Consider the following 25,897-nt stretch of genomic DNA (forward strand, 5'->3'; position numbering starts at 1 on the left):
GCGTGGGGACGCCACACGCCGGCCGGGCCGTCGCGTGCCTGCTCCTCGTCGCCGCCGCCGTCGCGCTGGGTGCCGGGACCGCCGCCGCGGACGGCCACGTCTCGGTGACGCGCGACGGGGCGAACGTGACCGTCGCCGTCGACGCGAGCGCGGTCAACGCGACCGGGACGCAGGCGACGAACGTCTCCGTCCGCGGACAGACGATACGGAGCTACCGGCTGAACTACACCGCCCGAACGACACACACCCGGAGCATCCCGCTGACGGCGTTCCGGAACGTCTCCGGCGACCTCAGACAGGTCTCGGTCGTCGTGACCGTCAACGGGACGAGCGTCGGCGTCCCGGTCGGCCTCCGCTACGCCGAGCGGGCCGGTGACGGCGACGTGGTGGCCCGCAACGTCACGCTCCCGGTCGAGGAGCGCACCGTCGTCGGCGTGCCCGACGGCGCGGCGGTCCCGGTCGCGGTCGACGGCGCGGGCGGGAACCTGACCGTCGACGGGACCTACCGCGACGGGACGGTCCGCGTCCCGCTCGGGGCTATCCGCGACAACGTCTCGCTGTACGACAGCGTTCGGTTCCGGGTCCTGCCCGGCGGGAGCAACCGCACCTACGAACTCGTCCCGCGGCGGGCGGCCACGGCCTACGTGGTGTCGTCCGGCGACGGGGCCGACGTGAGCCACCCGCTGGTCCGGGCGGGCCAGCGGTACGCCGTCACGGCCACGACGGACGGTCCCGGCGGGACGTTCAGTCGGACCGTGACCGCCGGCGGGCCGACGACGCGCGGAGCGACCGACTACGGCGGCCGCGTCACGCTCCCCGAGCAGGTCCTCTACGCCGACCGGCTCCGACTACGCGTCGCCGCGGTCGACGGCCGAACGGTGTACAACCGGAGCGGCCCGCCGGCGTCGGTCCTCGAACCCGTCGAGAACAGGCGGGCGGTCGAGTGGAACGCGTCGAGCGAGACCATCGCGCTGCCGGCGGTGCCCGACGACCTCACGGCCGTCTGGATACGGAACGGGAGCGGCGAGGTCCGGCGGTACGACGCCGCCGTCGTCAACGCGTCGCGGTCGGTCCTCACCGTTCCGGACGCGGTCGCCGCGACCGGGAGCGGCTTCACGGCCGTCTTGGTCGGTGAACAGGACTACCGCGCGGTCACGGTCGAAGCGGTCGGGAACGCCTCGGCGGTGCAGGGCGGCGACGGCGGGACCGGCGGGGCCGGCGGCCAAGCGCAGCGGGACCCCGTCGGGCTCGTAGCGGACAACCTCGTGCTCGTCGTCGCCGGCGTGTTGGGGCTCGTCTCCTTCGGCGCGACGCGGGTGTTCACCGAACACCGGACACCCGTCGACCGGCCGACGGCGTTCGGGCTGGCGGTCGGCGTGGCCGCGTTCGGCCTCGCGTTCGGCTGGTGGGCGGCCGACAACGAGGCAGGGGCCTACGCGGTCTTCCTCGCGGCGGCGCTCGGCGTCGCAGGGGCGGTCGGCGCCCTGTGGGGCGCGCTCGCGGACAGGCAGTCGGTGGACCGACCGCTGGCGCTCGCGGTCAGCGTCGGGGCCGTCGGCGTCGCCCTCGCGGGCGGGCTGTACGGCCTCGGCCGCTACGGCGTGTTGTCGTCGTTCGAGCGGGTAATCGAACTGGGCTCTGTCTACGGGTTCGTCGCCGCCGCGGCGGTGCTTGGCTACGGGTCGTTCGCGCTGGAAAGCGGTGGGAGCGGCGGGGCCGCCGCGGCCGGACCCTCGACGCACGAGACGACGATACGCGTCCGTGACGAGACCGGTTCCCCCATCGGCGGAACGGTGTCGGTCGAAGTGCTGAGCGACATGGAGGTAGAGGAGACGGAGGTCACCGACGGCGTCGGCACCGTCGAGTTGAAGTCCGGGCAGCGGTGGCAGGCGCGGGCACAGCACGGCGGCCGGCAGGCGTCCTCGGGGAAGCGACAGGCCGGCGGCGAACTGGTCGTCGAGTTCGAGGGGCGACGCGCCGGCATCGAGGTCGTCGACGGCGAGACCGGCGAGCCGGTGTCGGGCGCGTCGGTGACCGCGACGGTCGACGGGGAGCGGCGAAGTCCCAGCGAGACCGACGGAAGCGGGCAGTGGGGGACGACGCTGCCGCTGTCGGCGTCGTCGTTCGAGGTGTCGGTCGACCACGACGCCTACGAGGGGGCGACGTGGTCGCCGGCCTCGCTGGACGGACGCACGACGACGACGCTCGAACTGCGGCCGCTGACGGGCACCGTCACGGCGACGGTGACGATAGCTGGCGAGAGCGTCCCCGGCGTCCCCGTGACGGTGGCCCGCCAGCGCGGGAACGAGCGCCGGAGCGACGCCACGGGCGCTGACGGGACGGCGACTTTCACCGACCTCCCGGTCGGCGAGTACGCGGTCGAACCGAAACTGGGCGACCGACCGCCGCAGTTCAGCGCCGGCCGGAGCACGGTCCGGGTCCGGGACGGCGAGACAAGCCGGACGGATGTCGCGGTCCGTCTCGACTACACCCTCCCGTCGGCGGCGGCCGAGCGGGTCCGCTCGCTCCGGGACCGAGCCGACGACATCGGGAGCGTGAGCCGGCGCGACGGCGCGATTCCGGCCTACTACGCGAGCGTCCTCGACGGCGTCGCCGACGCGGTCGAGCGGATTCCCGACAGCGGCCACGCGTTGCTGACGGCGAGCGTCGACCCCGAGGACGCGGTGGCGGCGCTGCTGGACGCCGGCGAGGCGGCGGCCGACACCGTCGACGACGTGATGACCTCGAAACGCAACGTCGACCTCTTCTCGGCGTGTTCGGACCTGCCGACGGCGACGGTGTCGTGGCGCGGCGAGCTGTCGGTCGAGCGCGTGACGGAGCTGGCGGAACTGGACATCGGCGAGCAGCGCGGCGAAGTGGGGGACCGACTCGACGCCGTCGACGACCGCATCTCGGCGGCCGCCGGCGACGTGGCGGAGGTCAGTCCGGCCAGAGAGATGCGCGAGGGAGTCCGGACGATGGTCCGGGACAACACGGGGGCCACGCAGGTGGAATCGGCGTCGCTGGTCGCCGTCGCCGAGGCACTGCTCGACGCCATCGAGGGGCTGTTCGACGACGACCGACTCAGGGCGCGGATGGAGCGGACGGTGTACTAACATGAGAGGGCACTTCGTGACGCTGGTCGTCGCGGCGGCGGTCGTGGCGGTGCCGGCAGCGGGCACCGCGGCACCGACTTCGCCGGCCGCGCCGGCCGTCAGTCACCCGACCGAGTTCGCACAGACAAACGAGAGCCAACCCGACTCCGCGTCGGCGTATCTCGCCACGTTCCGCGGGCTGAACGGGACCGCGGCGTACACGGCCTACAGCGAGTTCGAGGTCATCCGCTCGCAGGCCGTGCTGGCGGTCCAGATAGGCAACTTCACCGGGACGGAGGCCGAGCGGATGGGGCTCGTCCTCGACCTGCTCCGGACCTTCGAGACGGCCCACGCCCGCCAGCAGGCCGGCGAGTACGGGGCCGCTATCGCGGCCGCCAACGAGACCAGCGCGGTCAGCGAGCGACTGCGGGCGGTCGACGGCGGCGAGCGCTACGCCGTGCTGGCGGACGTGGCGCTGGAGCGGTTCTACGCTCGGACCGGGCAGTCGCTGCAGTCGGCGGCGGAGTCGGAGTCGGTGACGCCACAGCGGATACAGACGCTCCGGCGGGCGGCACTGTCCTACCAGCGCGCCGGCGCGACGGACCGCTACTCGCAGGTCCTCCTGCGGGTCGATAGCGTCGAACAGAGCTACGCGGCCGACGTGGCCGAGATGAACGACTCCGCGGCGGCCGCGGCGGGGTTCGTCGATAGCTGCTCGAACTGCGGGGGCGTCGCGGCGGCCCTGACGGGCTACGGCTTCGGCGTCTTCCCGAAGTACCGGGCGGCACAGCGGGCTACCCAGCGGACCGACGAGGCCATGGCGCTGGCCGAGACCCACGGCCTTTCGGGGCGGAGCCAGTCCCTGACCGACCTCCGGTCGTCGGTCGGAAGCGTCCGGTCGACGCTGGCGGTGGCGAGCGCCGTCGTCATCGTCGGATACACCGTCCTGTTGGGCCTGTTCTGTGCCCTCGTCGCGTGGCGGCTGACCGTCTGGCGGCGGGACTTGGAGGCCGCCGCACACGGTGACTCCGTGCTCGTGGGGGCGATGCTCCGTGGGTGAGACGGTCCGCGCCGTCGCGGTCGCCGCGATGGCGCTCTGTCTGGCCGCGAGCGCCGGCCTGGTGGCGGCCGACCAGACCGGCACGCTCGAACTACAGGAAGCAGAGAGCGGCGACAGCGACAGCACGACGCTCAGCTACACCTTCACTGCGCGTGGCAACGGGACCGCGACGGTCAGCCCGACCAGCGACCGGCAGGGCGACGTGTCGTTCACGCTGACGAGCGACCGGTCGTTCACCGTCGAGAACGGCGAGCGCTACACCGTCGAGTACGAGGCGACCGCACAGGACGGCGCGCGCGAGGGGAGCTACGACATCTACTCGACGGTCAACGGTCCGGGCGGGAGCTACTCGGAGACGCTGACCGCCGACGTGGAGGTCCGCAGCCCGCGGTTCGGCTCGGTGGGCACCCAGTCGACCGAGGTCAAGTTCACCGGCGGCACCAGCGCCTCCACGTCGGTCAACGTCGACGTGGAGAACACCGGCGACGGCGTGATGACCGGCGTCTCCGGGTCGACCAGCGGCGTCCCGTCGGGGATGAGCGTCGAACTCTCGACCCCAGGAGAAATCGATGCCGGCGACAGCGGGACGGTCGAGGTCGACGTGGACGTCGACGACTCGGTCAGCGAGGGGAGCCACGACATCGGTATCCGACTGACGGACTCGCTGGGCAACAGCGAGCAGTTCACCGTCAGCGTCGACGTGGTGAAGGCCCCGGTGTTGGCCGGGCCCGACGACGACGTGGAACTGGGCGACATCCTCGTCGGCGAGTCGGCCTCGACGGACTTTACCATCAGGGAGGACGGCGGCTACGAGAACGTCGACGGCGTGACGGTCGCGTCCGACGGCAGCGACCCCGGCGGGACGCTCTCGCTGTCGGGCATCGACGGCTACATCTCCGCCGGCGGCTCCCGGGACGGGACCGCCCGGATAGACGTCGACGCCGACGCCGACCAACACGCCGACCTCACGTGGAACGTCGACCTGCGGCCCGACGACCCGCAGGGCGTGGGCACGACCGTCTCGTTCAACGCGCGCGTCATCTACCCGCCGTACTACGAGTCGGTCACCGCCGAGGACCAGACCATCGTCTTCGACGAGCCACGGAGCGAGCAAAGCGAGTTCTCGACGACGGTGCCGGTCACCATCGAGAACGGCGGCGACCAACCCATGGAGGTGACCGACGTGACGCCGTCGGTCTCCGGGAGCGACCTGCGCGCGACGGTCGTCGATGCGCCCGGGACCGTCCCGGCACAGGACTCCCGCACCGTCGACGTCAGGGTCACCGCCGACGCCGCCGCCCCGGAGGGCGAACGGAGCCTGAGCGTCGGCGTCGACGCCGTGGAGGCCGGCGAGGAGAGCGCGTCCGCGACCGTCACCGTCGAGCACGACACGGAACTGGCCGTCGAGACCAGCGACGTGAGCTACGGTCGCGTCGTCGCCACCCGCAGCGTCACCCGGAACGTACTCGTCAGCGAGCGGCTGGGCTACAAGGACGTGGAGAACTTCGACATCGAGCAGGTGTCGGGCCCCGAGCGTGGCTGGCTGACGGTCGCCGAGCGCCCGGAGTCGCTGTCGGCCGGCGAGTCCGCACCCTTCGTCACCGCCATCACCTTCGACACGCGAGCGCAGTTCTTCACCCAGTACAGTTGGGAGTACCGCATCACCGGTGACAACATCGACACACAGACCATCACCATCACCGCCACGCCGCGGCCGGTCGACTTCACCGCGACCGTCGAGGACCTCCGGGCCGCCGAGACCAGCGGTGACAGCCGGCGGGAGACGGTCGCCACCGGGACGGCCGACGCGATGGAGGCGCTGGCGACCCGGCTCCGCGAGGACAGTTCGCGGCAGGCTCGCCGGGACGTGACGACCGTCAGCGCCGCGGGCCGGTCCACGGCGCTGTTCCTCCGGTACACCGCCGACGCCCGCGAGCAGTTGGCGGCGGGCAACCACACCGCGGCACAGCGGTCGCTCACGCGGGCCGCGGCGACGTACAACACCCTCGCGAGCGCCTCCGAGCGGGTCCGGACGCCGGCGATACGCGACCGGATGGCCGGCTCGTCCGACGCCGCCGAGTCGATACTGAGCGAGCTACTGGAACAACAGCGGAGCCACTACCGCCAGCGCCTCGACTCGAACGAGACGACGATGCTCGAACACGCCCAGACCTACCGTCAGCTCGCTCAGCTCGCGGCGCTGGCCGACGACGACCAACAGGCTACGCGCCTCCAGAACCAGTCCCAGTCCGCGTTCCGCGAGTACTCCACGCTCGTCAGCGACGGGAACGCGAACCTCCAGACGGCCCGGACCGAGCGGACGAACCTCACGGCCGCGACGATGCTGTCGGTTGGCGGCCGCCCGGTGTTCTGGATAGGGAACCTCGACTCCGTCGAGCGGCAACAGTCGGCCGTGGTCGAGGCCTACACGCAGGCTGAAGGGCAGTTCGAGTCCGCCGGCGCGACCAGCCGGGCGCAGACGGCCCGGACCGAGCGGGCGGCGTTCACACAGCGCATGGAACAGGGCCGGCTGCTCTCCTTTGGCTTCGCGGGCGCAGTGGCGCTTGCCTTCCTCGTCGCCCTCGGGTTGGAGGCGCGGGCCATCTACCGCTACGTGCAGGACTCCGCCGAGTCGGTCAGCGGCGACTTCCTGCTGACCGGCGACACGGCGTGACGAGGTGCGAGTCGGCGGCGGCCGTCTCGCCGTCCCGTCCTCCCTCGTCTGCGTCGTCGGGGGCACCCCCGTCGGTCCGCGTCGCGGCCCACGCGTCCGCGATGTCGTCGGCACCGGGGGCCGCGCCGTCGTCGTCCGCGACCGGGCCGGACACTCGGTAGACGTGTTCGACCGCGCCGTCCCGCGTGTCGCCCGACACCGAGAGCGTGAACGACGCGGTGCCGGGCGCGGCGGGTTCGATGTCGACGACGTAGCGCTCGGCGTCCCCGGCGTCGAGGCGGCCGATGTCGCGAGTGCCGGCCGCGAGGGGCGCGACCGCGTCGCCGGCGGCCTCGACCGAGAGGTCCGTCACGGCCGTCCCGGCGGTGAGCGTACACTCGATAGCGCTGTTGCGGCCGACCGCGGGCCGCGACCGCGGCGTGACGGACAGCGATAGAGGCACGTCCGGGACGCCGCCCTCGTCCGCCCCGCCCTCGCGGGCCGCCAGCGTCCAGTAGTGGGTCGGCTCCGACCCGGGGGTGCGGTAGCGGACGCCAGCCGCGAAGGGTGCCTCGGCCGGGACGGCGTCGCCGCCGACCCGCCGCTCCAGCGTCGCCGTCTCGCCGGGGGCCAGTTCGGGGCCGTCGTCGAGGGTCCACACCTCCGCCTCGGCCCCGTCGGGGTCGACGCCGAGCGCGCCGACCCGACAGGGGCGGTCGCCGGTGTTCGCACACTCGAAGGACAGGGCCGTCGCCGACCCGTCCGGTCGGGCGGTGACGCGGGCGAGGAACGCGCCGGGTTCGACCGTGACCGAGCGGGCCGGCACCTCGCGGGTCGTCCCGTCGTGGGCGACGGTGCCCCGGGCCACGTCGACCGGCCCCACGTCGAAAGCCGCGTGGTCGCGTTCGACGGTCACCCGCCCGTCGGGTTCGACGCGGTCGATTCGGTGTTCGGCCCCGTCCAGCGCGACCGTGACGCCGGTCGCCGCGCGGGTCCCGACGTTTTCCACGGCCACCGTCTCCGTGAACCGACGCCCCCGGGCGACGGCCTCGGGAACGTCGCGGTCGACCTGCAGCGACGGGGCCAGCCCCGCGTCGGCGTCGTCCGCGCTCGCCTCGCCGTCCGCAACGTCCGGCTCCGGGCGGCCGGTGGCTCTCTGGTCGCCCGAATCGGACGCCGGAGCGGGCGTGGCAGGCGTCGACCGGCCAGCGGGTTCCCCGCCACTGGACTCGGCGCGGTCGTCGCGGGCGCGGGGCCACTCCGCGGCCGACAGCGCGGCCCGCTCGGTCACGCCGTGGCCCGGGAGCCGCGCCGTCACGTCGACGCCGTCGGCGACGAACGATTCGCTCAGGGGTACCGCGAGCCGTAGCCGCGTCCCGCCGGACAGTTCGAGGTCGCGGTCGACCTGTAGCCGGTCGCCGCCGTCGACCGACAGCGTCCCGACGAGCGTCGCGTCGAAGGGGACCGACAGCGTCACGTCGAGAAACGGGTTCGCCCGGTCGCCGCCGGCGGCGACCGAGAGCGCGGGCGAGTCGGCCGGGAGCGGCACGGTCACGGCCGTCTCGGCCGCCGCGTCGCCGAGCGTCACCGAGAGCGGCCGCTCGGGGTCGGCGTCGGCCGGCAGCGTCACCGGAATCTCGGCCTCGCCGGCGGCCGGGACGGTCGCCTCGTCGTCCGCGAGGGCCACGTCGGCCGGCTGGTCGGCGTCGTTCGTCACCGTCACGGTCGCCTCGACGCCGTCGGGGGTCACGCGGTCGACCGCCCCCGTCGCGTCGACCGCCGTCGCCGGGTCGGCGCGCGCGACTGGCGTGACGGTTCCCTCGCCGACGGTCGCCCCGTCGACCGACAGCGAGACGGTCACGTCGGCCTCGCCGGTCACCTCTGCGACGGGCACCGCGACCTCGGTCGCCTCGTCGGGGTCGAGCGAGACCGTCGGCGACCGGTCGGCGAGCGAGAGGGGCGCGTCGGCCGCGGTCGCGGCCGCGAGGGTCGTTTCGGCCGGCGTCGGCCCGGTGTTCTCCACGCGGAAGCGGACCGGCTCGTCGGCCCGCGCGGCGTCGGTCAGCAGCGTCGCGTCGAGCGCGGCCGCCGGCGGCATCCCCCGCCGGTACACCGTCTGCGTCCCGCCGTCGGCGACCGCCAGCAACGAGCCGTCGGCGGCGGCGACCACTCGGTCCCCGCCGGGTAGCGACAGCGGGTCGGCGGTGCCGCGGGCGTCGAGGCGGCGGAGGCCCTCGCCGTCGACCACGACGACGCCGTCGTCGGTGGCCGCGATGTCGCGGGCATCGGTCGACTGGGACCACGTCTGCTCGGCGTCGGGCAGCGACAGCCGGACGAGCCGCCCGTCTTGCAGCCTGACGACGACGGCGTCGTCCACGAGCGCGACCTGCGCGATGGCCCCGTCGAGGTTGCGGTCGAACAGCACCTCGCCGGCGTCGTCGAAGGCGGTGAGAAACGACCACGCGGCGACGGCGACCCGTCCGTGGCCGCCGACGACCGCGGCGAGGTCCGACACGTCCGCGTGGGGCCGTTCGGCGGCGTACAGCTCCGCCCCGGTCTCGGTGTCGAGCCCGACGACCCGACCGTCGTCGGTGAGACAGGCCAGCACGCCGCCGGCACCGACGGGCGCGACGGTCCGCGCCGCCTCGACGGTCGCCGACCACAGCTCGATGTCGCTGGTCGTGGTCGCCGTCACCGTCTCCCCGGACAGCGTGAACACGTACCGCTCGGCGGCGACGGCCTCGACCGGTCCCGGGACCGACAGCGTCGTCGTCCCGTCGCCGTCGACTACGTCGACCCGCCCGGACGGCGTCGCCAACACCACGGCCGACTCGTCGCCGGCCACCATCGCGTCGCTGCCCAGCGAGAGCCGCTCGACCTCGGCGTACGAGCGGTCGGTCGCCCCCCGTGCCATCGGTCAGTCCCCCGCGTCGCCGCCGGCGGTTCCGGCCCCGCTCTCGCCCTCGTCGTCGGCAACGGCGGCCAGTTGGTCCGCCAGCGACCCGCCGCCCATCGAGATGCCGAGGCGGTCGGCCTGCTCGCTGACGTAGTCGCGCATCGCCGGATACCCCTCCAAGGCGTCGGCCTCGTCGCGGACGCTCGTGACGAACTGCCGGACAGTCTTGGGCTGGTGGTCGTCGAGGCGGTCGAGCAGGTAGTCGGTGTCTGGCGTGACCGGGTCGCGCCCGTCGTCGACGACGCTCCTGATGAGGTCCCGCTGGAGGTCCGTCCCCAGCACCCGGTCGGCTATCTCCGCGGGCGTGTAGCCGATAGAGGCGTCGCCCAGCCTGTCGTAGTCGATGTCGACCGCGTCGTTTGCGGCCTCCAAGTCCGACAGCTCCTTCTCCCAGACCTGACTCATCACGGCCTGTCCGGGCTGGGGGATGAACTGCTGGAGCGGGAACCGCCGGCTGGCCGCCGGGTCGATGGTAAAGGGCATGTTGGTCGCGCCGACGACCAGCAGATTGTCCTCTATCTTGTCGGTCCCCATCTCTTGGAGGAAGGCGTTGGTCAGCGACCGCTCGTGGCGCTGGAGGTTGTCGTCGCTCCGGTCGGGGATGAGCGTCTCTATCTCGTCGAAAAACAGGACGGCGAACCCGTCCTGTGCGACCCGGTGGGCCTCCTCGAACACCGCCTCGACCCGGCGCTCGGCCTCGCCGGGGTACCGCGAGAGGATGTCGCCGCCCTTGACCGGGAGGAACTTCACGTCGCCGTACTCCTCCTCGATGTTCGTGTTGTTGGCCGCCTCGTAGGCGATGGCCTCCGAGACCAGCGTCTTCCCACAGCCCGGCGGGCCGTACAGCAGCATGCTCCCGCCCCGGGACGCGAAGTTCTCGCCGTAGCGGTCCGTGATGGCCTGCTTGGTCTCGGGGTCGAACAGCGCAAGCAGCATCCGCGCGGTCTCCTTGACGTCGTCGAGCCCGGCCACGTCCGCCTCGAAGCTCACCGTCGGCTTCTCCGGGGAGACGTCGATGTCGACGTCCATCTCGCCGTCGTCGCCGGGCTGGCCGCCGGGACCTCCGCCGGAGCCCCCGCCGGGACCGCCCCCTTGGCCGCCGCGGGGCTTGCCGCCGGCCCCGCGCTGTCGCTCGGCCGCACCGGCGTCGACGAACTCGATGTCCGTGCTGTCGGTGACCACGAGCGTCGTGTAGTTGTACGGCTCCAGCGAGACCACCTCGAACGGGACCAGCGCCCCGGCCACCTCGGCCACCTCCTCGATGCCGCGGTGGAGCAGGAACCGCTCGTCGGCGAGATGCTCCCGGAGGCGGTCCTCGTCGCCGCTCTCGACGTGGAGCGTCGCCGTCTCGCAGGTCGCCACCTCGCTCAGCCCCACGTCTGTGTGGACGCGGAAGGGGAGGCCGTGGTCGATACCGCCGAACAGCTCCGCCGCGTTGTCGTGGAGGTAGACGGTGTTCTGGAGGTCGCTGCTCATCACCTCCTGCTCGGAGTCGACCCGGAAGTACCCCTTCGTGTTCCGGTGTTCGGCGGCGATGACGTTCGACGACCCGACCTTCCGCTTCTGGATGGTGATGTGGGACGTCGGTCGGTCCGACTTCGTTATCGGATTGAGATTCAGCGTGCTCATGGTTCGGTCGTTGCGTCGGTGAGCCGGTCGATGGTCCAGTCGGCGAACTCGGCCGGCTGGTCGGCCGGTCGCGTGTACAGCCGCTGGAGGGACTCCTGTCGGGCGAGTTGGGCCTTCAACAGCGAGCGGGTCTCGGCGACCGCCTCGACGGTGCTGGCCCACGTCCGCTCGGCGACCGGTGCGTCCGGGAGCGTCTCGGCGCGGGCCAGCACCCGCCGGCACTTCCCGGCCGTGGCGTCGAGTCGGTCGACCAGCAGCCGGAACACCGGCCGCCAGTTGTGGCCGACGGCACCGTCGGCCCCCAGCGGGACGAGCAGCGTCGGCCCGACAGCACTGACGCGGTCGGTCCCCGCGGCTCGGTCCCGGAGCGTCGGGTCAAGCGAGGCGGCGTCGACGGTGCCCTCCGCGTACAGCCGCTCTAACAGCGCGGCGACGACGTCGTCGGCGGGGTCGGCGGCCGCGTCGGGCACCGGGAGCGGCGTCCCGGCCTCGACGAGCGACGCGAGAGTCCCCAGCGTCGACAGCTGTTGGAGTCCCGTCCGGCGCAGTCGGACCGGGTCGAGGCGTCGCTCGTCGAGGACGGCGGCGGCTCGGCGGTCGAGCGCTCTGGCACCGACCACGAGCGACTGCGCCTGCATCGCCTCAGACGCCCTGTTCCTGCCCGGTCTGGTCCACGTCGGGGGCCTCCTGACTCGCCTGCTCGACGTCCTCGGAGCCCTGCAGTATCTGGGAGGCAAAACCCATCGTGTCCTCCTCCTCCTTGCGCTGCTCGGCGTCGGCCACGCCGGCGACCGCCGACGCGACGCTGGAGAGGTGTTCGGCCATCTCCCGGGCGTCCTCGTAGTTGATGTGCTCGTTGACTTGGTACACCTTCCGGAGGCGTTCGAGTTGGACTTCGAGCGACCCCTGCGTGTCCCCGAGGTTCTGGACGTGCATCGAGAGCTCCTGAGTCATCTTCTGAATCTCTTGGTCGAGGTCACTCCCGCTGCTGACCGAGTCGATCATCGATTCGAGGTGGAACAGGCGGTGTTCGAGGCGCTCGTACTCGGCTTGCTCGCTCTGACTCAGGTCCCCCTTGTCGAGTTGCCCGCCGTTGGTCAGGTTCATCAGGCGCTGGGCCACCTCCTTTTGCTTCTGTTCGTACTCCTCCATCTTCTGGGAGACGTCTATCTGCCCCATCTGCTGGCGCAGCTCCTCCTCGACTTCCTCGACGGTGTCGATGGTCTCCTGAATCTTGGTCGTACAGCCCTCGATGGCCGACATCCAGTTGAGCAACATCGCGGTGTCGTCCTCGGTGTCGCCGCCCTCCGAGGCGATGTCTGCCAGCGACTCGGGGTCCGAGAGGACGACCACCTCGGAGCCGTCCTCGTTCAGGACGCCGTTGGCGATGAAGTAGTCGATGATGGCCTCGGCCTGCTGGTCGGACTGGACCGGGACCGGCGACTCCTCGGCGTCGGCCAGCGTCGTGACCGCCTCCTCACGCGAGATGGTGCCGCCCGTGTCGGCTTCGAGGTTCAGCGCGTCCGAGAGGTCCTGCTGGATGAGGCTCTTGATGACGTCCCGGAAGGTGGCGTCCAGCCCCTCCGTCTCCTCCAGTTCGCCGGAGAACCGGACCGGCTCCTCGTGGTCGCTTTTCGGCTGTGCGACGATGTAGCGCTGTCCGCCCTGTTCGATGACGTCGAAATCTGTGTAGGTCTGTGGCATTGTTAGGCGTCGCTTTCGGCGGAGAACCGCTGGTCGACGAGCGCGTCGAACTCCGTCCGCACCGCGTCGCGGACGTGTTGGTTGACACGCGCCGCGTCGCTGACCTCGATGGCGTCGATGTCGGGGTGACCGTGGTCGCGGTAGTCGCTGGGCGTCGCGAGGTCGTGTTCGCTCTCGACGTCGTCGCGCAACTGCTCGGCCCGGCGGGTGACGTACGTCTCGAAGCGCTCGTCGTCGACGACGAGTTCCCGGGTCACGTCGAGGCCGTGGTCGGCGGCCACCTCGTCCCGGACCGCCGTCACCAGCTCGTCGGCGTCGTTGCGCCCGAGGTGGGGCAACACGTCGAACAGTTCGTCTATCTCGTTGCGCAACACCTGTTCGAACTCCGCGAGCGGGAGTACGCCCACGTCGCCGAACTCGTCGACGGCGCTCTCGCCGACCTCGTCAGCGAGGTGGGCGGCGTACTCGTCCATCGCGCTCTTGACCACGTACTCCCCGTCGAGGTCCGCGACGAAGTCGTTCTTCTCCAGAAAGCGGATGACGTCGCTGGTCGCCGCCACGTCGACGACTGTCTCCAAGTCGGCATGCGAGATGGTGCCGTGTTTGGCCTCTTCCTGAAGCCGCGAATCGACGCTCGCGTCCCCGGAGGTCTCGTCTTTCAGCCGCGGCCCGCTGACGTAGTAGTCCCGTTCCCCCGCCGCGATGCGCCGGACGTAGTCCTCACTCTCCAGTTCGTCCGTGAAAAAGCCAACGTCGGTGGGCGCGATGTCGAAGCGCTTCTCGATGGTCTGTGTGTTCACCACGAGGTCGTACGTGAAGATGCTCTTGAGTTCGTCGCTGACACGGCTCCCCTCGCGCGTCTCGAAGGGGTCGTAGTAGTAGACACCGCTGCGCCGCCGCTCCAGCGGGGAGACACCGTCGTCGGCGGCGTCCTGTAACGTCCCCTCGATGTCCGACAGCGACAGGCTGCCCGCCTTCGTCAGCCCCGTGTCGGCGCTCTCGTACTCCGTCTGAATCTGGTCTTTGTGGTCGTTGACGTACAGGAACCCGTAGTTGTCGAGCGCGATGTCCCGACATATGTCCTGTACCGCCTCGTCATCGGCGGGACGAATCATATCCGGAAATGAACGTCTCACGTAGTAAATGTTGTCCCGTGAGACAGTCGTAACCGGCCGGCGGCAGCCGAACCGCCGTGACCGGGTCGTACAGTTGACACCCACACCGGAGCCGCGACACCGACGGCGTGTCGTACCGGGACTGGTGCAAGCACCCGACAGGTGCGGTCGCGGGAGGAGAATCATGGACTCGCCGGGATTTGAACCCGGGGCCTCAGCGCCTCAGCAGGGCCTTCACGCCGCTTTGCGGGGAAGGCCGCTTCGGCGCGTGCGGGGCGAAGGGACCCCGCAGTTGCCGCCCCGCGGCGAGCGCCCGAGCGGGTAGCCGCCTGCGCGTGTTCGGTTGTTCAAGGGAGCAACCATGAACGCGACACCACCCCACGAAGCGAAGAACCGCTACCTGAAAGACAAGTCCACCGACGTTACGGACTCGACCCTGTCGAACTACGAAACCACGCTCAACGTCTTCTGCGAGTGGTTGACCGATGAGGCCGGCGTGGACACGCTGAACACGCTGACCAGCGACGAGATTCAGAAATTCAAGGAGCAACGGCTGGAGCAGGTCAAGACCATCACCCTCAAGACCGACATGACCTGCATCAAGGACTTCATCCGGTTCTGCGAGCACATTAACGCCGTCCCCGACGGGATGCACGAATTGGTCCGGGTGCCGAAACCGAGCCGCGAGGACGAGGTTTCGAGTGAGCTCATCACCAGCGACGAGGCCAGCGAGATACTGGACTACCTCGACACCCACGAGTACGCGAGCCTCCGGCACGTCATCTTCCGCATCCTGTGGAAGACCGGGATGCGCCGGAGTTCGCTGTACGCGCTCGACGTGGACGACTTCGATGACGGCTCGAAGCCGCTACTCCGCCTGCGTCATCGGCCCGACACCGGCACGCCGCTCAAGAACAAGCGCCGGGGCGAGCGGGACGTGCGCCTCGACCGGGAGACGGCAGACGTGATAGCCGACTTCCTGAAGCACAACCATCCCGGCGGAACCGACGGGCACGGACGGACGCCGCTACTCATGTCCACGCACGGGAAGCGGTGCGAGCCTTCGACCATCCAGCGAAACATCTACACCGTCACTCGGCCCTGCCACTACACCGGAGAGTGCCCGATGGACCGCGACCTCAATGAGTGCGAGGCAACGTCCTACAACACGGCGAGCAAGTGCCCCGGCTCGGTCGGCCCACACGCCCTCCGGCGCGGGTACGTCACCGAGGCGCTGAACGCCGGACAGCCGCGCGACGTGACCGCCGACCGCGTGGATATGACCACGGAAGTCTTGGACAAGCACTACGACCACGCGACGAAAGAGGAGCGGATGGAGCGACGGGAGGATTACCTCGTGGACGTTTGAAGTCTCGCCTCTATCTCCCAACGAGATTAGATTCATATTCAGTACCTCACAAAGCTCGCAAGTTGAAGGAGTCCGCTTGCTGAGTTGTGTCCAAGCAAGCAAAGCAAGCGGACAGTGAAATCCACGAAGACCAACTTCTTAACTTCCTCGTCAACCGGCTTGACGAGGAAGTTTCTCTCACCCTGGCGAATAACGCTGAAATCGATCCCGAGGACATCTACGAGGTCCTCGTCGGCGCGACCGCCGACGGGACCTCGATCTCCACGCTGTGCAACTCCAGTGAAGACTCGCCATCGGCGAACACGATCCTCTACCACCTGCGGACGAAGTTCGAGCCGGAACGGCTCGAACGAGTCGCTAACACACTCCTTCGGCAGGATGTCGTCGAACTGCTCCCCGAGCAGGTGGAGGTCTGCGCAGACCTCCACCTGCGGCCCTACTACGGTGACGAAGCCGACACAGACGGCCTCTACCACTCGGAAGCGAAGCGGGGAACCACCGCGTTCCACGCGTACGCGACACTCTACGCGCGTGTGAAGAACAAACGCTACACGCTGGCGGTGCGCCGTCTCGAAGACGGCGACACCGCCAGCAGCGTCCTCGCTGAGTTCCTCGGTGTGCTTGACGGCCTTGACACCGAGGTCAAGGCCGTCTACCTCGATCGCGGATTCTACGACAGCAAGTGTCTCACGCTGCTTCAGGCGCATAACTACGCCTACGTGGTCCCGATCATCCGGTGGGGTGAGGCGATTCAGCAGGAACTCTCGGAAGGCTGGAGCCGCGTCATTCAACACGACCTGACAGGGAAACTCGACGGTCATAGCTGGACCGTCGAGTTTCCCGTCTACATCGACTGTACGTACCTGAATGGACGGTATGACGAGAACGGCGTGGCGCGTCACGGCTACGCCGCTGACGCGCCGTTCATCGAGACTCCACGCGACGCTCGATACCACTACTCGAAACGCTTCGGTATCGAGTCGAGCTATCGCTTGTCCGAGCAAGCGATAGCGACGACAACGACACGAGACGCAACGGTGAGACTGATGTACGTCGTGGTGAGTCTGCTGTTGCAGAACGTCTGGCGGTATCTCCACTACGAATACGTGGCGACGCCCCGCCGAGGTGGGCGTCGCCTCTGGTGGTGGCCGTACAAGGAGTTCGTGAATATGGTTCGCCGGGCCGCGTGGACGGCCCTCGCGGTGCGTCGGGCCGTCCCCGCAAACCGGCCACCTGACGACCGGTTTCATCGGTAGTCACTTACCAGGATCGCCGCCTTGTGAGTGGCTACGCTGTCGCGTCGGCGGCTGACCGCCGCCGACAGCGACAGCTCCGTCTCCGATTAGTGTTGTTCAACCGCTATCGACGACTCATCACGACAGAACAGGTGACTTAGGTCAGGCTAACTGGTGATGCTTTGTGAGGTACTGATTCTCTTGTCGTGTGCTTTCGTTAGGCTCGTGTCGGGCAAACAGTATGACTGGAAGATTTGCGGCGTCCTCGAAGACACCTGAGTCTCGGAAGTCGTACACTTCCTCGATTGCAGATTCCTGGAGTAGAACCCGACGAATACCCTCACCGTAATCGGAAAGAAGAAATTGGTTTGAGGTAATGTAACCGAGTTCTCCTTTCTCTTCTTTGAGTAGTTCTAAACCACGCTCGTAGAAGACACAGTAAATGTCATAGTTTCCGGTCGTAGACTCGTAGAGTCGGTCGAGCATCTCTTTTTGTCTATCCGGAAGATGCTGAACCCGAACATACGGAGGGTTCCCGACTACGTAGTCGTACTCCATGTAGTTCTTCACGACGAGCGCGAGCACAGTGTCCTCGAACATCTTGAACAGCCGCCCGTCGTTGTGCTCCTCTTTCAGGTAGCGCACGTTCTCCAGCATATCGTCCACGTAGGGGGCGAAGAAGTCCTCCACCCCAGAGTAGTGCCGCGACGTGTGCTGGTTGATGCGCTCCTCCAGCCCACTCTTGTATTCCCAGTCAAAGTCGCCGCCGAACTCCTCGGCCAGCGCCATGTGGTCCTTGACGGTGTCCAAGACGCCTTGCAGGGCCGCGAAATACTCGCCGAAGTTGTTCACCCCTGTCTCCAACTGAATCGTGTCGAACAGTGGCATCCGCACCCGCCGCACGAGGAAGCCGTCCTCCGTCTCGGCGGCCTCGTCCTCGTCCACTTCCACAGGGAGCGGCACGGGAATCCGCACGTCTTGGTCGTCCTCGGTCATCGCGTCGAAGGTCATCTGGCGCGTGCCGTCGTCGCCAAGGTCCGCGCCGGTCAGCTCTCGCTCGTTGCGAAGCGTGTCCGTCCGGTAGATGGGGAGTCGTCGGAGCGTAAAGTCCGGGTTCTGGGTCTTGGCCTCGCGGTAGGCGGGAAGGATGGCGACCACGAAGCGAATCTGTGCCATCAACACAGCGAAGGGGTGTATGTCCAGTCCGACGATGCGGGGACGGGTACAGAGGTCCCGCAGGTGCTCCTCCCAGTCCGGGTCGTCCTCGAAGTTCTCCACGTCGGCGATGTACCGCTCGACAGCCTCTACGAGGAAGGTGCCGGACCCACATGACGGGTCGATTAGGCGCTCGTTGGAGACACCGCGCTCGTATCCGACGCCGTCCATGATGTAATCAACGACTGGTTGAGGAGTGTAGAACTCCCCAAGAGCCTTCCGCGTTTCACGGTCGAAGTACCGCTGGTAGAGGTCCCCGAGCAGGTCGCCCTCCACGTCCTCGAAGTCGAACCGGAGAACGTTGAAGAACACCTCGGCGACGGCGCGGCTGAAGCGGTCCCGCGTGGCTTCACTCACACGCTCTACGTCGCCGGACCCGCGTGCTACGTCCTCGAACCGGCTCGGCCCGCTCGCGTGTTGCGTGTCAATCTGCTCCCTGTACCCGTCAGTCCACCAGATGAAGATGTCGTCCTGAAACAGCCCTTCGACCAACTGGTCCTGCATATCGTCGATGAGGTCGTCCGCCGCGACGGCGAATGCGTCGAGGTTGATGGTGTCGCCGAAGCCCTGCAACCCGCGGAAGTAGTCGTCCATCCCCTCGTAGCCGGTGCCCGCGAAGAAGTCGTGGTCCTCGGTCGCCTTCGCCAGCAGGAGCCGCGCCAGCAGGGCGTGTCCGCTCTCCAGACAGAAGATGAAATCCCGGAGCGACTGCTTCCCATTGATGAACGGGTCCCACGAGGTCGGAACCTCGTCCGGCTCGTCGGCGTAGGTCGCCTCCCAGAAGTCGTAGGCCCCCTTCACGAACTTCGCTTCTTGGTCATCCCGCAGTTCGTGCAGGAGGTCCATCATCCCGGTGACGAGGTCGGCGAACGGACTCCCCTCCTCCAACCGGAAGGTGTCGAAGAAGTGCTCTTGCCCGAGTTCGGCCTGTGAGTCCAGTGGAATCGGGTCGAGGTCTTCGAGGAACTGGTTTACGTCCTCCGGGTCCGTGAGGTCGAACTCGCGTTTCTGGAGCGCGCTGACGAGGTCGCGGGCCTGACTCTCCGTGACCGCCTCCAGTGAGACGGTGAGCATCGCGCGGCTGTCGCCCCGGCGGTAGAGCCGCAACTGCTCGCCGTTGGTCAGGACGCCGTACTCCGCCCGCAGGTAGTCCATGTAGTGAAACAGTTGGTCCTCGTGGGGCGGCAGGTCACGGCCAGTCGTCTTGAACTCGTAGACCGCCGTGACGGCCTCGTTCGTGTCGAGCGTGATGTAGTCGGGTCGCCGGTCATCGGGGAGTGTGAACTCGCTCCGCAGGTCCGTTCCGGTCCCTTCGTAGTCGAGCGCATCGTAGAACCCCTGTTCGAGAAACAGGTTCTCCACGTCTCGCTCGCTCATATCTTCGTCCGTCTGTCCCGCTATGGATTGGAGAGCATCATGGAGAGCGGAGGCATCTGCCATAGAGCGTTCAAGAGAGTCGGCCATCTTAAAAGTAGATGAGATGTATTAGGTGTCAAGATACGGGTAGAATCTGTAACTACTCTAGTATTCGACAAACAACGTAATCGGGCCGCTAACCGAGGCGCGAGACTCCCCGCCACACCGTGGGCGTCGTGCGCGGCTACACGCGCTTCTGAGAGCGTTCTCTCACCAAGAGGATGTTTCCCTTTTGGAAGTGTGAAGAACCGCGTGAGAGCGTTGTGAAGCGTCGCTGTCCGTCTCACAATTGATGGCTGTTCGTTCTGACCGGAGACGCCGTAGGCAACACTCTCCACAGGTTAACGAACAGCGAGGGGGACAAGGTGCCGCTCACGGGTTTAGAACACGTTTTCCGGTCCCTTCGGGGTTAAACTCGATGACGCCGCCGGGTTTTTGCTGTGAACTTCTGCTGTGGTTCTGTGCTCAACGGTAAGAGACACCGGGTCACGACCCCGTAGAGCGGTGGTTCCCCATTAGGTGGCCACCCTTGGGCTAACCCCCTTTGTATTTCCCCTTACAGATTTCCAACACTTCGATGGACTATCTCTCCGGGGTTGTTCGACACTTGTCTAAACCGAGTCGGTGGCTACCCGGGCCTGCGGTTTCCATGCACAAGGTTCCAGATAGCCGCGAGAGTGCCGAAATCGGCGCGGCGAGCAACCGGGAACAACCCTCTATGCACCCAGTTTCCGAAAGTAAGGAGCAACCCGATACTGCGGGTTTCAGTCGGGACGACCCCCGAATTTCAGTCAAATCTCGCTGATTCTCGTGCACCGACTTACCAACAACACAGGTATCTAACCTTCCTGATGTAACAACCTCCCTAAACTTCGCCAAGCCAGTAGACGGTGTTCTTCTCTCCTATCGTCTTCCCTTCGAGCCGTCCCTCGTCTCGCAGGGATGACAGCCGCTTGTAGGTTGCACTCCTCCCGATGGGTAGCCTCTCTGCCACCTCATCGGTCGAGAGCACCGGGTCGTCCGTCTCACGAAACAGTTCAAGAATCTCCTCATCCGTGACTCGTGGTTTTCGACCGGGTTTCGAGCCGTCGCTCATGTCCGACAGGAGTGCCGCCGCGGTGTTAACTCTTACCGTTGGCGGTAGTAACCTACACTGCGCGTACGCTAAGTCCGAATTCCGTTAGTTTTAACTTTGTTACCGCCAACGGTAGTAATACGAAGACGACCCGTCCCTCGGGGCGTGACTCGCGGAAAACGCCCGGTGCTGGAACACCGGACGGGTGGTCTTCGTAGCCCCGAAGACCATGAGAGAGAACGAATCTACCGCTGAAAAGCGTATCGTTGAACAACTGGATTTCGGCCCGAAGACGGCGAAGCGGGTCGCGTGGGAAGCGTGGGAGTTCACCATCGTCGGCCCCCACCAAGTCGAAGTTACGAACGCCAGTTACGGCTTCAAGAAAGACGACCACGCCTACGTGGTCGGAGTCGATGAGCGGGACGGCGTCGCGGTCCCTGCCGAGTGTGAGTGTCCTGCCGACCTACACAGGGAGCCGGACTGCAAGCACAAACTGGCAGTAGCGACGGTCGGCGGTTCGACTGTTCTGCAAGCCGCGGTCACCTTTGAGTCGCCCGCGCCGGCGTCATCGGACAGTCCCCCGAGCGGAGCGACCACTGCCGCCGATATGCTCCAGACGGACGGCGGGACCGTCGCGGTCGAGGCCCCTGCCGAGGAGCCGGAGACTTGCCCGAACGGCGAGGAGTGGTGTCCCGGTCCCGACGCCGACGAGTTGCCCTGCTTCGAGTGCTTCGAGGTCGCCGACGAGCGGGGTGGTGCCCGATGACCAACCGCGAGACACACGAAAACGAGGAGCGGACGGTCATCTGCCCGGTCGAAGGGTGCGACGCCGAGAAGTTGGCCCGCGGGATGCACCTGCACGTCCTGCACTCGAAGGGCGACGGCCACGGCCCCAAGAGAGTCCTCCCGGACGACGTGTCGCTGGAGGATATGCTCACGGTCGGTACCGAGACGGTGGAGATGGAGTACCCGACCGAGCGCGACACCGAGCAGGAGGCCCGGCTGTGCCCCTACTGCGGCGAGGCGTTCACGGGCAAACAGGGCGTGCTCATCCACCTCGGGCAGGTCTCCGGTCGGAAGAACCACCCCGACGACGCCGCGGAACGACACGAACCGCAGGACTTCCCTCGCGTCGGCGTGGACGAAAACGAGAACGTCGTCCGGCTCATCGAGGACGACCCCGAGGACGGCGACCGCACCGAAGGCCCGACGGTTCCCGCGGAGAGAGTCTACCGCTACATCGCCGAACTGCACGCCAAGGACAAGCAGGGCGAGGCAAATCGGGCACGTCGCCGTCTGCTCGAAACTGGTGAGCGTGAACAGCCCGCGCTCTTGTCGCCTGTCTTCGAGCCTATCCTCGCCGAGGCCCGCCGGCGGGAGGTCGGCGACGGCGTCACGACCGCGCTCGAAGACGACGGCGTCTACATCGAAGCGGGCGACCGCTCACCGACGCTGACAGCCGATGAGGCCCGGCGGCTGGCCGACGAGTTGGAACGGGCCGCTGAACACGAGGACGGACTGGACGAGGACTTGCTCGGCCTCATCGGGTGGTTGCGCGACTGTGCCGACGTGCTCGAAGGGAAGATGAGTGAGGGCGAAATTGGCGTTTCGTGGGGTGGCAAAGGCGGTTGAACGGCTAATTCAGCGAAGATGTAATCAGGAGCCGAGATTTAGAAAGAGTAGTGACAGTAGGACCGTTCTCCGCGGGGGCCATACTCGGGGCGTCAGTGACTCTTGTGGTTGGGAGTATTCCTTTTGCCTACAGGTACATTTGGGGAGCGAAGTCCCATGTCTCACTCTCCCGTTTTTCTACGCTTGACGACTCTGAGTGGCGCGATGGCAGAAACAACGACAAGCCGGTTTGGAGTCGCCGGGTTCTCGTTCGGGCATCGAACAACGGATGGAGGGATGGAGTCATCAGCGATTTCTCACTTGAGGAAGTGAGACTCACCGGAGATACAGAGACGACCGTCATCAGGAATCCAGAAGACGGCGTTCTCAAAACCGAACTGGAACATTTCTCCGAATCAGGTGAGATGACTCGACTTGATGTTGACCAGCGAACCAACTACAAAGGACAGATTGTAGGTGGCCGTGATGACGAACTGATGGGAGTGATACCCTTCATCTTGCAAGAGAGCGAGTTAGGGAAGGCGATGAAGGAGGCACAGAATGGCGATTTCAAATTCTCCGCGACGGTTGAAGACAACAAGAGGATTTACTCTACGAGTATCGAGGTGTCCGCCTCTTTGGAAGATAGTGCAGGCGGAAAACTCGGCAAGTAGAATTGACGCTTCGAGAAAGTGTTTTGACCGTTGGTGGCCTATCGGGAATCAACGGAAGTCGCAAATGGTCAGAAGGACCGTGTGGCAGGGCTGAGGTTCGATTCCTCAGAGGCGTCATGCCACAGACGGCAGTCCCCGAGGACCCGGTCCGGTAAACAAGATTCTGACCATGACAGGGACAAACGCACTCGCAACGGTGCTGTCGAGTATCGTCCTCACGACTTCCGCACCCGTGGCTGCGGTCATCGTCACGGCGCTGCTTGCATCCAGCGTCATCCTGATGCAAGCGCCTTCCTCCGGGGCTACCTCGTAGTTGCATCTCTCTGGTTCGCTTGGCCGGCTCATCGAGTATCGACATAGTTCGGTAGAAGGCACTGGCGACGACAATTCCGTAATTCTCGCTAACCGCAGGATAGCGACCGGGGGACTCGGAGAAATCACGAACACTCAACCGGCAAGCGGTGCCGCGCGACGGAGCGAACACACTGTTCTAACGGTCAAGTAGATTTAAGTAAAAGCCCCGCCGTGTGGCGATTACTGAACGCGCGTAGCGCGTATGGACTCGCCGGGTTGGATAGACCGCGAAATCGCGCGATAATCCACCTGAAACGCCGGTTCCGAGCATCTTACAGTTCCTCCAGTTGTCGCTTTCGAACCTGCATCTTCTCCCGGTCAGTGCGAACATCGTAGTGCTTGTACAGCACGTCGAGGGACACGTCACACCGCTCCGAAACCGTCTCCGGAGCCACGTCGTCGTTCAGGTGATGCGTAATCGACCCGCGCCGAATGGCGTGAGGAGACCGTGACGACGGACACTTACTGGCGGCCTCACCGCCAGTGTGGGCGTCGCACTCCTGCGGGTCGCGGTCGTGCGGACACTCGCCGACGACGCAGGGCTGGGTGAGCTTGGTAACCCACTTGTAGACGGTATCACCCGACGGACGGCCGTACTCCGAGGTGATGAGCGGCCGCCGCCCGTGATCGTCCGTCACGTCGGGGCGGTCAGGGTTGTTCAGGTAATCCTCAATGGGCTGGTACCACCGTGGGCCGAGGTACACCCAGCGGTTCCCGTCCTCGCCGTTCTTGAGCTTCGTCCCTTCGTCAGGACGGTGTTCCACTACGATAGCGTGCTCGTCGGGTCGGAGATCGTCGACGTCCAACGACAAGAGCGCCCCGCGACGCATCGCCGTCCGCCACATCAGGAGCATCATCACGTGGTCCCGACTGGCGTAGCGGTACTCTCGCAGGTAGTTGAGTAGCTGTTCGGCCCGGTCCTTGCTTAGGTGAATGTCCCGCGCTTCGGACCCATCGGGCAGCTCCGGCGAATGGACCTTCTCGGCGAGCCCGTCGTGGACCGCCTCGATGTCGGCACACCACCGGAGAAATACCCGAATCGTACTCAGCTGCTTCTGTAGCGTGATAGCCGCTACGTCGCTTCGTCGCCACGAAACGAATGCCGCGAGGTTCCTGCCGGTCAGGTCGTTCAGATTGTCGATACCGTTGTCGTCGCACCACTCGTTGAAGAATCGTAGTCGCGTCTTCGCGTTCCGAATCGTCGACTCACGAACCGACGGTTCACGGTGGTCGAGGAACCGAGAGATACCCTCCTCTGGAGTCAGTGGGCGGAGATCGTCGGTCATGCGTCGACCTTCTCCCGTGCTCGGTTCAGTAGGTTCCCGACCGTACCCGGCGAGCGATCAGTCTCGCGGGCGTACTCTCGTAGGCCGAACTCGCCTTCTTCGACGGCGACGTACACCTCACGCTCGGCGTCGGTGAGGGAGTCGAAGCGGGTCCGCTCGAATGTGGCGAGTGAAACCTGCTTTCGACTCATGCGAGGGTAGTACCGGAGTCGGTGAACGAACGGCGCACTTCGAGAACGTACTCGGCGTCATCGGTGAGTTCGTACTCGTTGGTCCGCTGGTCGCGCTTGCCCTTCTCCAGCAGCCCCATCTCGACCAGTTCGTCGAGATTGGGGTACAGGCGGCCGTGGTTCACCTCTTCGCGGTAGTACGCCTGCAGCGCGCTCTTGATGCCGAGCCCGTGCAGCGCGCCCTCGTGGTGGAGAATCCAGAGGATATCCCGCTGGAACGCGGACAGGTCGGCGAGCCGAACGTCGACATCCTCGTCGTGCTGGCCCATCAGCCCACCGTCGGCCTGTAGGTTCGCACAGTCCGCGCAGGTGGGGAGCCGGTCGCGCGCGTCAATACCGTCGGCGTCCGCACCACAGGTGGCGCAGCTGCCGTCGTCAGAATTATTCGATAGCGTTGCCTCGGTGTTCGTGCGGGGCTGCTGCCCCGTAGCGGTGGATTCGCTCATGGCTTCACAGCGTGCGAAGCCACCCTTTCGGGCGGTGGTTCCAGCACCGCCCGTTCTTCACGAACCGAGGAGAGTCATCATCAACCGAGTCGGGAGCTTCGCATATCTACTTCTTGGCCGATAATGCATAAATGCATTGGTGGCCTCAAATCAGGCTATTAGTGAGCGATAAAGTACTCAATGTCGTAGTACAACGCGAATGCGCCAGTCAGGGTCTTGGATGACGATCTGGGACGACCGGATACTGGAAATCATCCGTGAAGACGAATCGGGCACATCAACAGAACTCTCAAACCGAGATGAGATTCACATTGCCCAATCTACCGTCTCTCGCCGTCTCCAGAAACTCACGGACTACGATCTTCTCCGCCCCCTTGGGAATGGTGTCTACATCCTCACTGATGAGGGCAAAGCCTATCTCGACGGCAAGTACGACGCCGAGAAAGAGCGCTATATCAACGGTGGCGGTTCCTCCGACGACGAAGAGAACGGTGCTGGCGCGACCGACGGTCCCGGAATCAATGGCTGACGATGTCGCTCCCCTGAATCATGTCACGCAAGCCCGCCGACTGGATGGTTCCTCTCGATGAACGGATTCTCGAAATACTGCGGTCCGAAGGCTGGTCTGCGCCGAGCTATATCGCTCGGAAGGTGTCACTGTGGGCTTCTGTGGGCCGGGTGCGGGAGCGATGTGATATGCTGATGCAGGCGCAGCTGGTAGAGCCGCTTTCGCCGGAGTTCCAGAACTACGATATCACCGGTGCCGGGCAGCGG

General features: G+C 66.7%; 19 protein-coding genes and 1 pseudogene. 10 read left to right on the top strand and 10 right to left on the bottom strand.

Features of this window, described 5'->3' with window-relative positions; translation table 11 throughout:
* Nucleotides 1–2 precede the first annotated feature (2 nt).
* From ACV7JO_RS11530 to ACV7JO_RS11540, 3 genes are read left to right on the top strand one after another with little or no spacing between them, the layout of a single operon-like run.
* Entirely contained in the window at nt 3–3,116 is a 3,114-nt protein-coding gene (locus ACV7JO_RS11530) for a hypothetical protein (protein ID WP_470353562.1), read from the top strand.
* Between the two features lies 1 nt (nt 3,117).
* Nucleotides 3,118–4,155, top strand: a complete 1,038-nt coding sequence (locus tag ACV7JO_RS11535) for a hypothetical protein (protein WP_470353563.1) — start codon at nt 3,118–3,120, stop codon at nt 4,153–4,155.
* Complete coding sequence (locus ACV7JO_RS11540) at nt 4,148–6,829, top strand: hypothetical protein (protein WP_470353564.1); 2,682 nt, start codon at nt 4,148–4,150, stop codon at nt 6,827–6,829. The genes ACV7JO_RS11535 and ACV7JO_RS11540 overlap by 8 nt, the downstream gene beginning before the upstream one ends.
* On the opposite strand, the gene ACV7JO_RS11545 is transcribed toward ACV7JO_RS11540, so the two are convergent.
* Genes ACV7JO_RS11545 through ACV7JO_RS11565 form a run of 5 tightly spaced genes read right to left on the bottom strand, consistent with a single transcriptional unit; the run spans nt 6,792 to nt 14,212 of the window.
* Nucleotides 6,792–9,722: an outer membrane protein assembly factor BamB family protein gene (locus tag ACV7JO_RS11545; RefSeq protein ID WP_470353565.1), complete on the bottom strand. Its 2,931-nt coding sequence runs from the start codon at nt 9,720–9,722 to the stop codon at nt 6,792–6,794. The two genes, ACV7JO_RS11540 and ACV7JO_RS11545, sit on opposite strands and share 38 nt — an antisense overlap.
* Nucleotides 9,723–9,725: 3 nt before the next feature.
* On the bottom strand, nt 9,726–11,393 hold the full coding sequence (locus ACV7JO_RS11550) for an ATP-binding protein (RefSeq protein WP_470353566.1): 1,668 nt from the start codon (nt 11,391–11,393) through the stop codon (nt 9,726–9,728).
* On the bottom strand, nt 11,390–12,031 hold the full coding sequence (locus ACV7JO_RS11555; RefSeq protein WP_470353567.1) for a hypothetical protein: 642 nt from the start codon (nt 12,029–12,031) through the stop codon (nt 11,390–11,392). The genes ACV7JO_RS11550 and ACV7JO_RS11555 overlap by 4 nt, the downstream gene beginning before the upstream one ends.
* Nucleotides 12,032–12,035: 4 nt before the next feature.
* Nucleotides 12,036–13,097 carry a hypothetical protein gene (locus ACV7JO_RS11560; protein WP_470353568.1) on the bottom strand — a complete coding sequence of 354 codons (1,062 nt, stop codon included), beginning with the start codon at nt 13,095–13,097 and terminating at the stop codon, nt 12,036–12,038.
* Between the two features lie 2 nt (nt 13,098–13,099).
* The gene (locus ACV7JO_RS11565; protein WP_470353569.1) at nt 13,100–14,212 is read right to left on the bottom strand and encodes a hypothetical protein; all 1,113 of its coding nucleotides are present in this window, start codon (nt 14,210–14,212) and stop codon (nt 13,100–13,102) included.
* 361 nt (nt 14,213–14,573) lie between these two features.
* On the opposite strand from ACV7JO_RS11565, the gene ACV7JO_RS11570 reads away from it, so the two are divergent.
* Together ACV7JO_RS11570 and ACV7JO_RS11575 are read left to right on the top strand one after the other, a co-directional pair.
* Nucleotides 14,574–15,581, top strand: coding sequence for a tyrosine-type recombinase/integrase (locus ACV7JO_RS11570; protein ID WP_470353570.1), 1,008 nt, complete (start codon nt 14,574–14,576; stop codon nt 15,579–15,581).
* An 86-nt stretch (nt 15,582–15,667) separates the two neighbouring features.
* On the top strand, nt 15,668–16,837 hold the full coding sequence (locus tag ACV7JO_RS11575) for an ISH3 family transposase (RefSeq protein ID WP_470353182.1): 1,170 nt from the start codon (nt 15,668–15,670) through the stop codon (nt 16,835–16,837).
* Nucleotides 16,838–17,023: 186 nt separating this feature from the next.
* On the opposite strand, the pseudogene ACV7JO_RS11580 reads toward ACV7JO_RS11575, so the two are convergent.
* Together ACV7JO_RS11580 and ACV7JO_RS11585 are read right to left on the bottom strand one after the other, a co-directional pair.
* Nucleotides 17,024–19,471, bottom strand: a pseudogene (locus tag ACV7JO_RS11580) (Eco57I restriction-modification methylase domain-containing protein); the annotation flags it as partial.
* Between the two features lie 841 nt (nt 19,472–20,312).
* On the bottom strand, nt 20,313–20,543 hold the full coding sequence (locus ACV7JO_RS11585; RefSeq protein ID WP_470353571.1) for a helix-turn-helix domain-containing protein: 231 nt from the start codon (nt 20,541–20,543) through the stop codon (nt 20,313–20,315).
* A 184-nt stretch (nt 20,544–20,727) separates the two neighbouring features.
* Here ACV7JO_RS11585 and ACV7JO_RS11590 point away from each other — a divergent pair, with 184 nt between their 5' ends.
* The 4 genes from ACV7JO_RS11590 (at nt 20,728) to ACV7JO_RS11605 (ending at nt 23,120) form a co-directional block, all read left to right on the top strand.
* Complete coding sequence (locus ACV7JO_RS11590; protein ID WP_470353572.1) at nt 20,728–21,288, top strand: SWIM zinc finger family protein; 561 nt, start codon at nt 20,728–20,730, stop codon at nt 21,286–21,288.
* Nucleotides 21,285–22,154 carry a C2H2-type zinc finger protein gene (locus ACV7JO_RS11595; RefSeq protein WP_470353573.1) on the top strand — a complete coding sequence of 290 codons (870 nt, stop codon included), beginning with the start codon at nt 21,285–21,287 and terminating at the stop codon, nt 22,152–22,154. Before ACV7JO_RS11590 ends, ACV7JO_RS11595 begins: the two co-directional genes overlap by 4 nt.
* A 50-nt stretch (nt 22,155–22,204) precedes the next feature.
* Entirely contained in the window at nt 22,205–22,807 is a 603-nt protein-coding gene (locus ACV7JO_RS11600; RefSeq protein ID WP_470353574.1) for a hypothetical protein, read from the top strand.
* Between the two features lie 169 nt (nt 22,808–22,976).
* Nucleotides 22,977–23,120 carry a hypothetical protein gene (locus ACV7JO_RS11605; protein ID WP_470353575.1) on the top strand — a complete coding sequence of 48 codons (144 nt, stop codon included), beginning with the start codon at nt 22,977–22,979 and terminating at the stop codon, nt 23,118–23,120.
* Between the two features lie 313 nt (nt 23,121–23,433).
* Here ACV7JO_RS11605 and ACV7JO_RS11610 read toward each other — a convergent pair whose 3' ends face one another.
* Genes ACV7JO_RS11610 through ACV7JO_RS11620 form a run of 3 tightly spaced genes read right to left on the bottom strand, consistent with a single transcriptional unit; the run spans nt 23,434 to nt 25,123 of the window.
* Entirely contained in the window at nt 23,434–24,447 is a 1,014-nt protein-coding gene (locus ACV7JO_RS11610; protein WP_470353576.1) for a tyrosine-type recombinase/integrase, read from the bottom strand.
* Complete coding sequence (locus tag ACV7JO_RS11615; RefSeq protein ID WP_470353577.1) at nt 24,444–24,638, bottom strand: sigma factor-like helix-turn-helix DNA-binding protein; 195 nt, start codon at nt 24,636–24,638, stop codon at nt 24,444–24,446. Before ACV7JO_RS11615 ends, ACV7JO_RS11610 begins: the two co-directional genes overlap by 4 nt.
* On the bottom strand, nt 24,635–25,123 hold the full coding sequence (locus tag ACV7JO_RS11620; RefSeq protein WP_470353578.1) for a helix-turn-helix transcriptional regulator: 489 nt from the start codon (nt 25,121–25,123) through the stop codon (nt 24,635–24,637). The genes ACV7JO_RS11615 and ACV7JO_RS11620 overlap by 4 nt, the downstream gene beginning before the upstream one ends.
* Nucleotides 25,124–25,322: 199 nt before the next feature.
* Between ACV7JO_RS11620 and ACV7JO_RS11625 the strand changes: the two genes are divergently transcribed.
* Nucleotides 25,323–25,652, top strand: a complete 330-nt coding sequence (locus ACV7JO_RS11625; protein ID WP_470353579.1) for a helix-turn-helix domain-containing protein — start codon at nt 25,323–25,325, stop codon at nt 25,650–25,652.
* Nucleotides 25,653–25,897 lie beyond the last annotated feature (245 nt).

Source organism: Haloarcula sp. MBLA0138 (assembly GCF_055632455.1).

Bases quoted from the DNA above. Each gene is read 5' to 3' on its own strand.
- ACV7JO_RS11560 (WP_470353568.1), bottom strand. From the start codon at position 13,097: ATGCCACAGACCTACACAGATTTCGACGTCATCGAACAGGGCGGACAG.
- ACV7JO_RS11625 (WP_470353579.1), top strand. From the start codon at position 25,323: ATGCGCCAGTCAGGGTCTTGGATGACGATCTGGGACGACCGGATACTG.
- ACV7JO_RS11605 (WP_470353575.1), top strand. From the start codon at position 22,977: ATGACAGGGACAAACGCACTCGCAACGGTGCTGTCGAGTATCGTCCTC.
- ACV7JO_RS11550 (WP_470353566.1), bottom strand. From the start codon at position 11,393: ATGAGCACGCTGAATCTCAATCCGATAACGAAGTCGGACCGACCGACG.
- ACV7JO_RS11610 (WP_470353576.1), bottom strand. From the start codon at position 24,447: ATGACCGACGATCTCCGCCCACTGACTCCAGAGGAGGGTATCTCTCGG.
- ACV7JO_RS11585 (WP_470353571.1), bottom strand. From the start codon at position 20,543: ATGAGCGACGGCTCGAAACCCGGTCGAAAACCACGAGTCACGGATGAG.
- ACV7JO_RS11535 (WP_470353563.1), top strand. From the start codon at position 3,118: ATGAGAGGGCACTTCGTGACGCTGGTCGTCGCGGCGGCGGTCGTGGCG.
- ACV7JO_RS11565 (WP_470353569.1), bottom strand. From the start codon at position 14,212: ATGATTCGTCCCGCCGATGACGAGGCGGTACAGGACATATGTCGGGAC.
- ACV7JO_RS11555 (WP_470353567.1), bottom strand. From the start codon at position 12,031: ATGCAGGCGCAGTCGCTCGTGGTCGGTGCCAGAGCGCTCGACCGCCGA.
- ACV7JO_RS11620 (WP_470353578.1), bottom strand. From the start codon at position 25,123: ATGAGCGAATCCACCGCTACGGGGCAGCAGCCCCGCACGAACACCGAG.
- ACV7JO_RS11615 (WP_470353577.1), bottom strand. From the start codon at position 24,638: ATGAGTCGAAAGCAGGTTTCACTCGCCACATTCGAGCGGACCCGCTTC.
- ACV7JO_RS11545 (WP_470353565.1), bottom strand. From the start codon at position 9,722: ATGGCACGGGGGGCGACCGACCGCTCGTACGCCGAGGTCGAGCGGCTC.
- ACV7JO_RS11595 (WP_470353573.1), top strand. From the start codon at position 21,285: ATGACCAACCGCGAGACACACGAAAACGAGGAGCGGACGGTCATCTGC.
- ACV7JO_RS11570 (WP_470353570.1), top strand. From the start codon at position 14,574: ATGAACGCGACACCACCCCACGAAGCGAAGAACCGCTACCTGAAAGAC.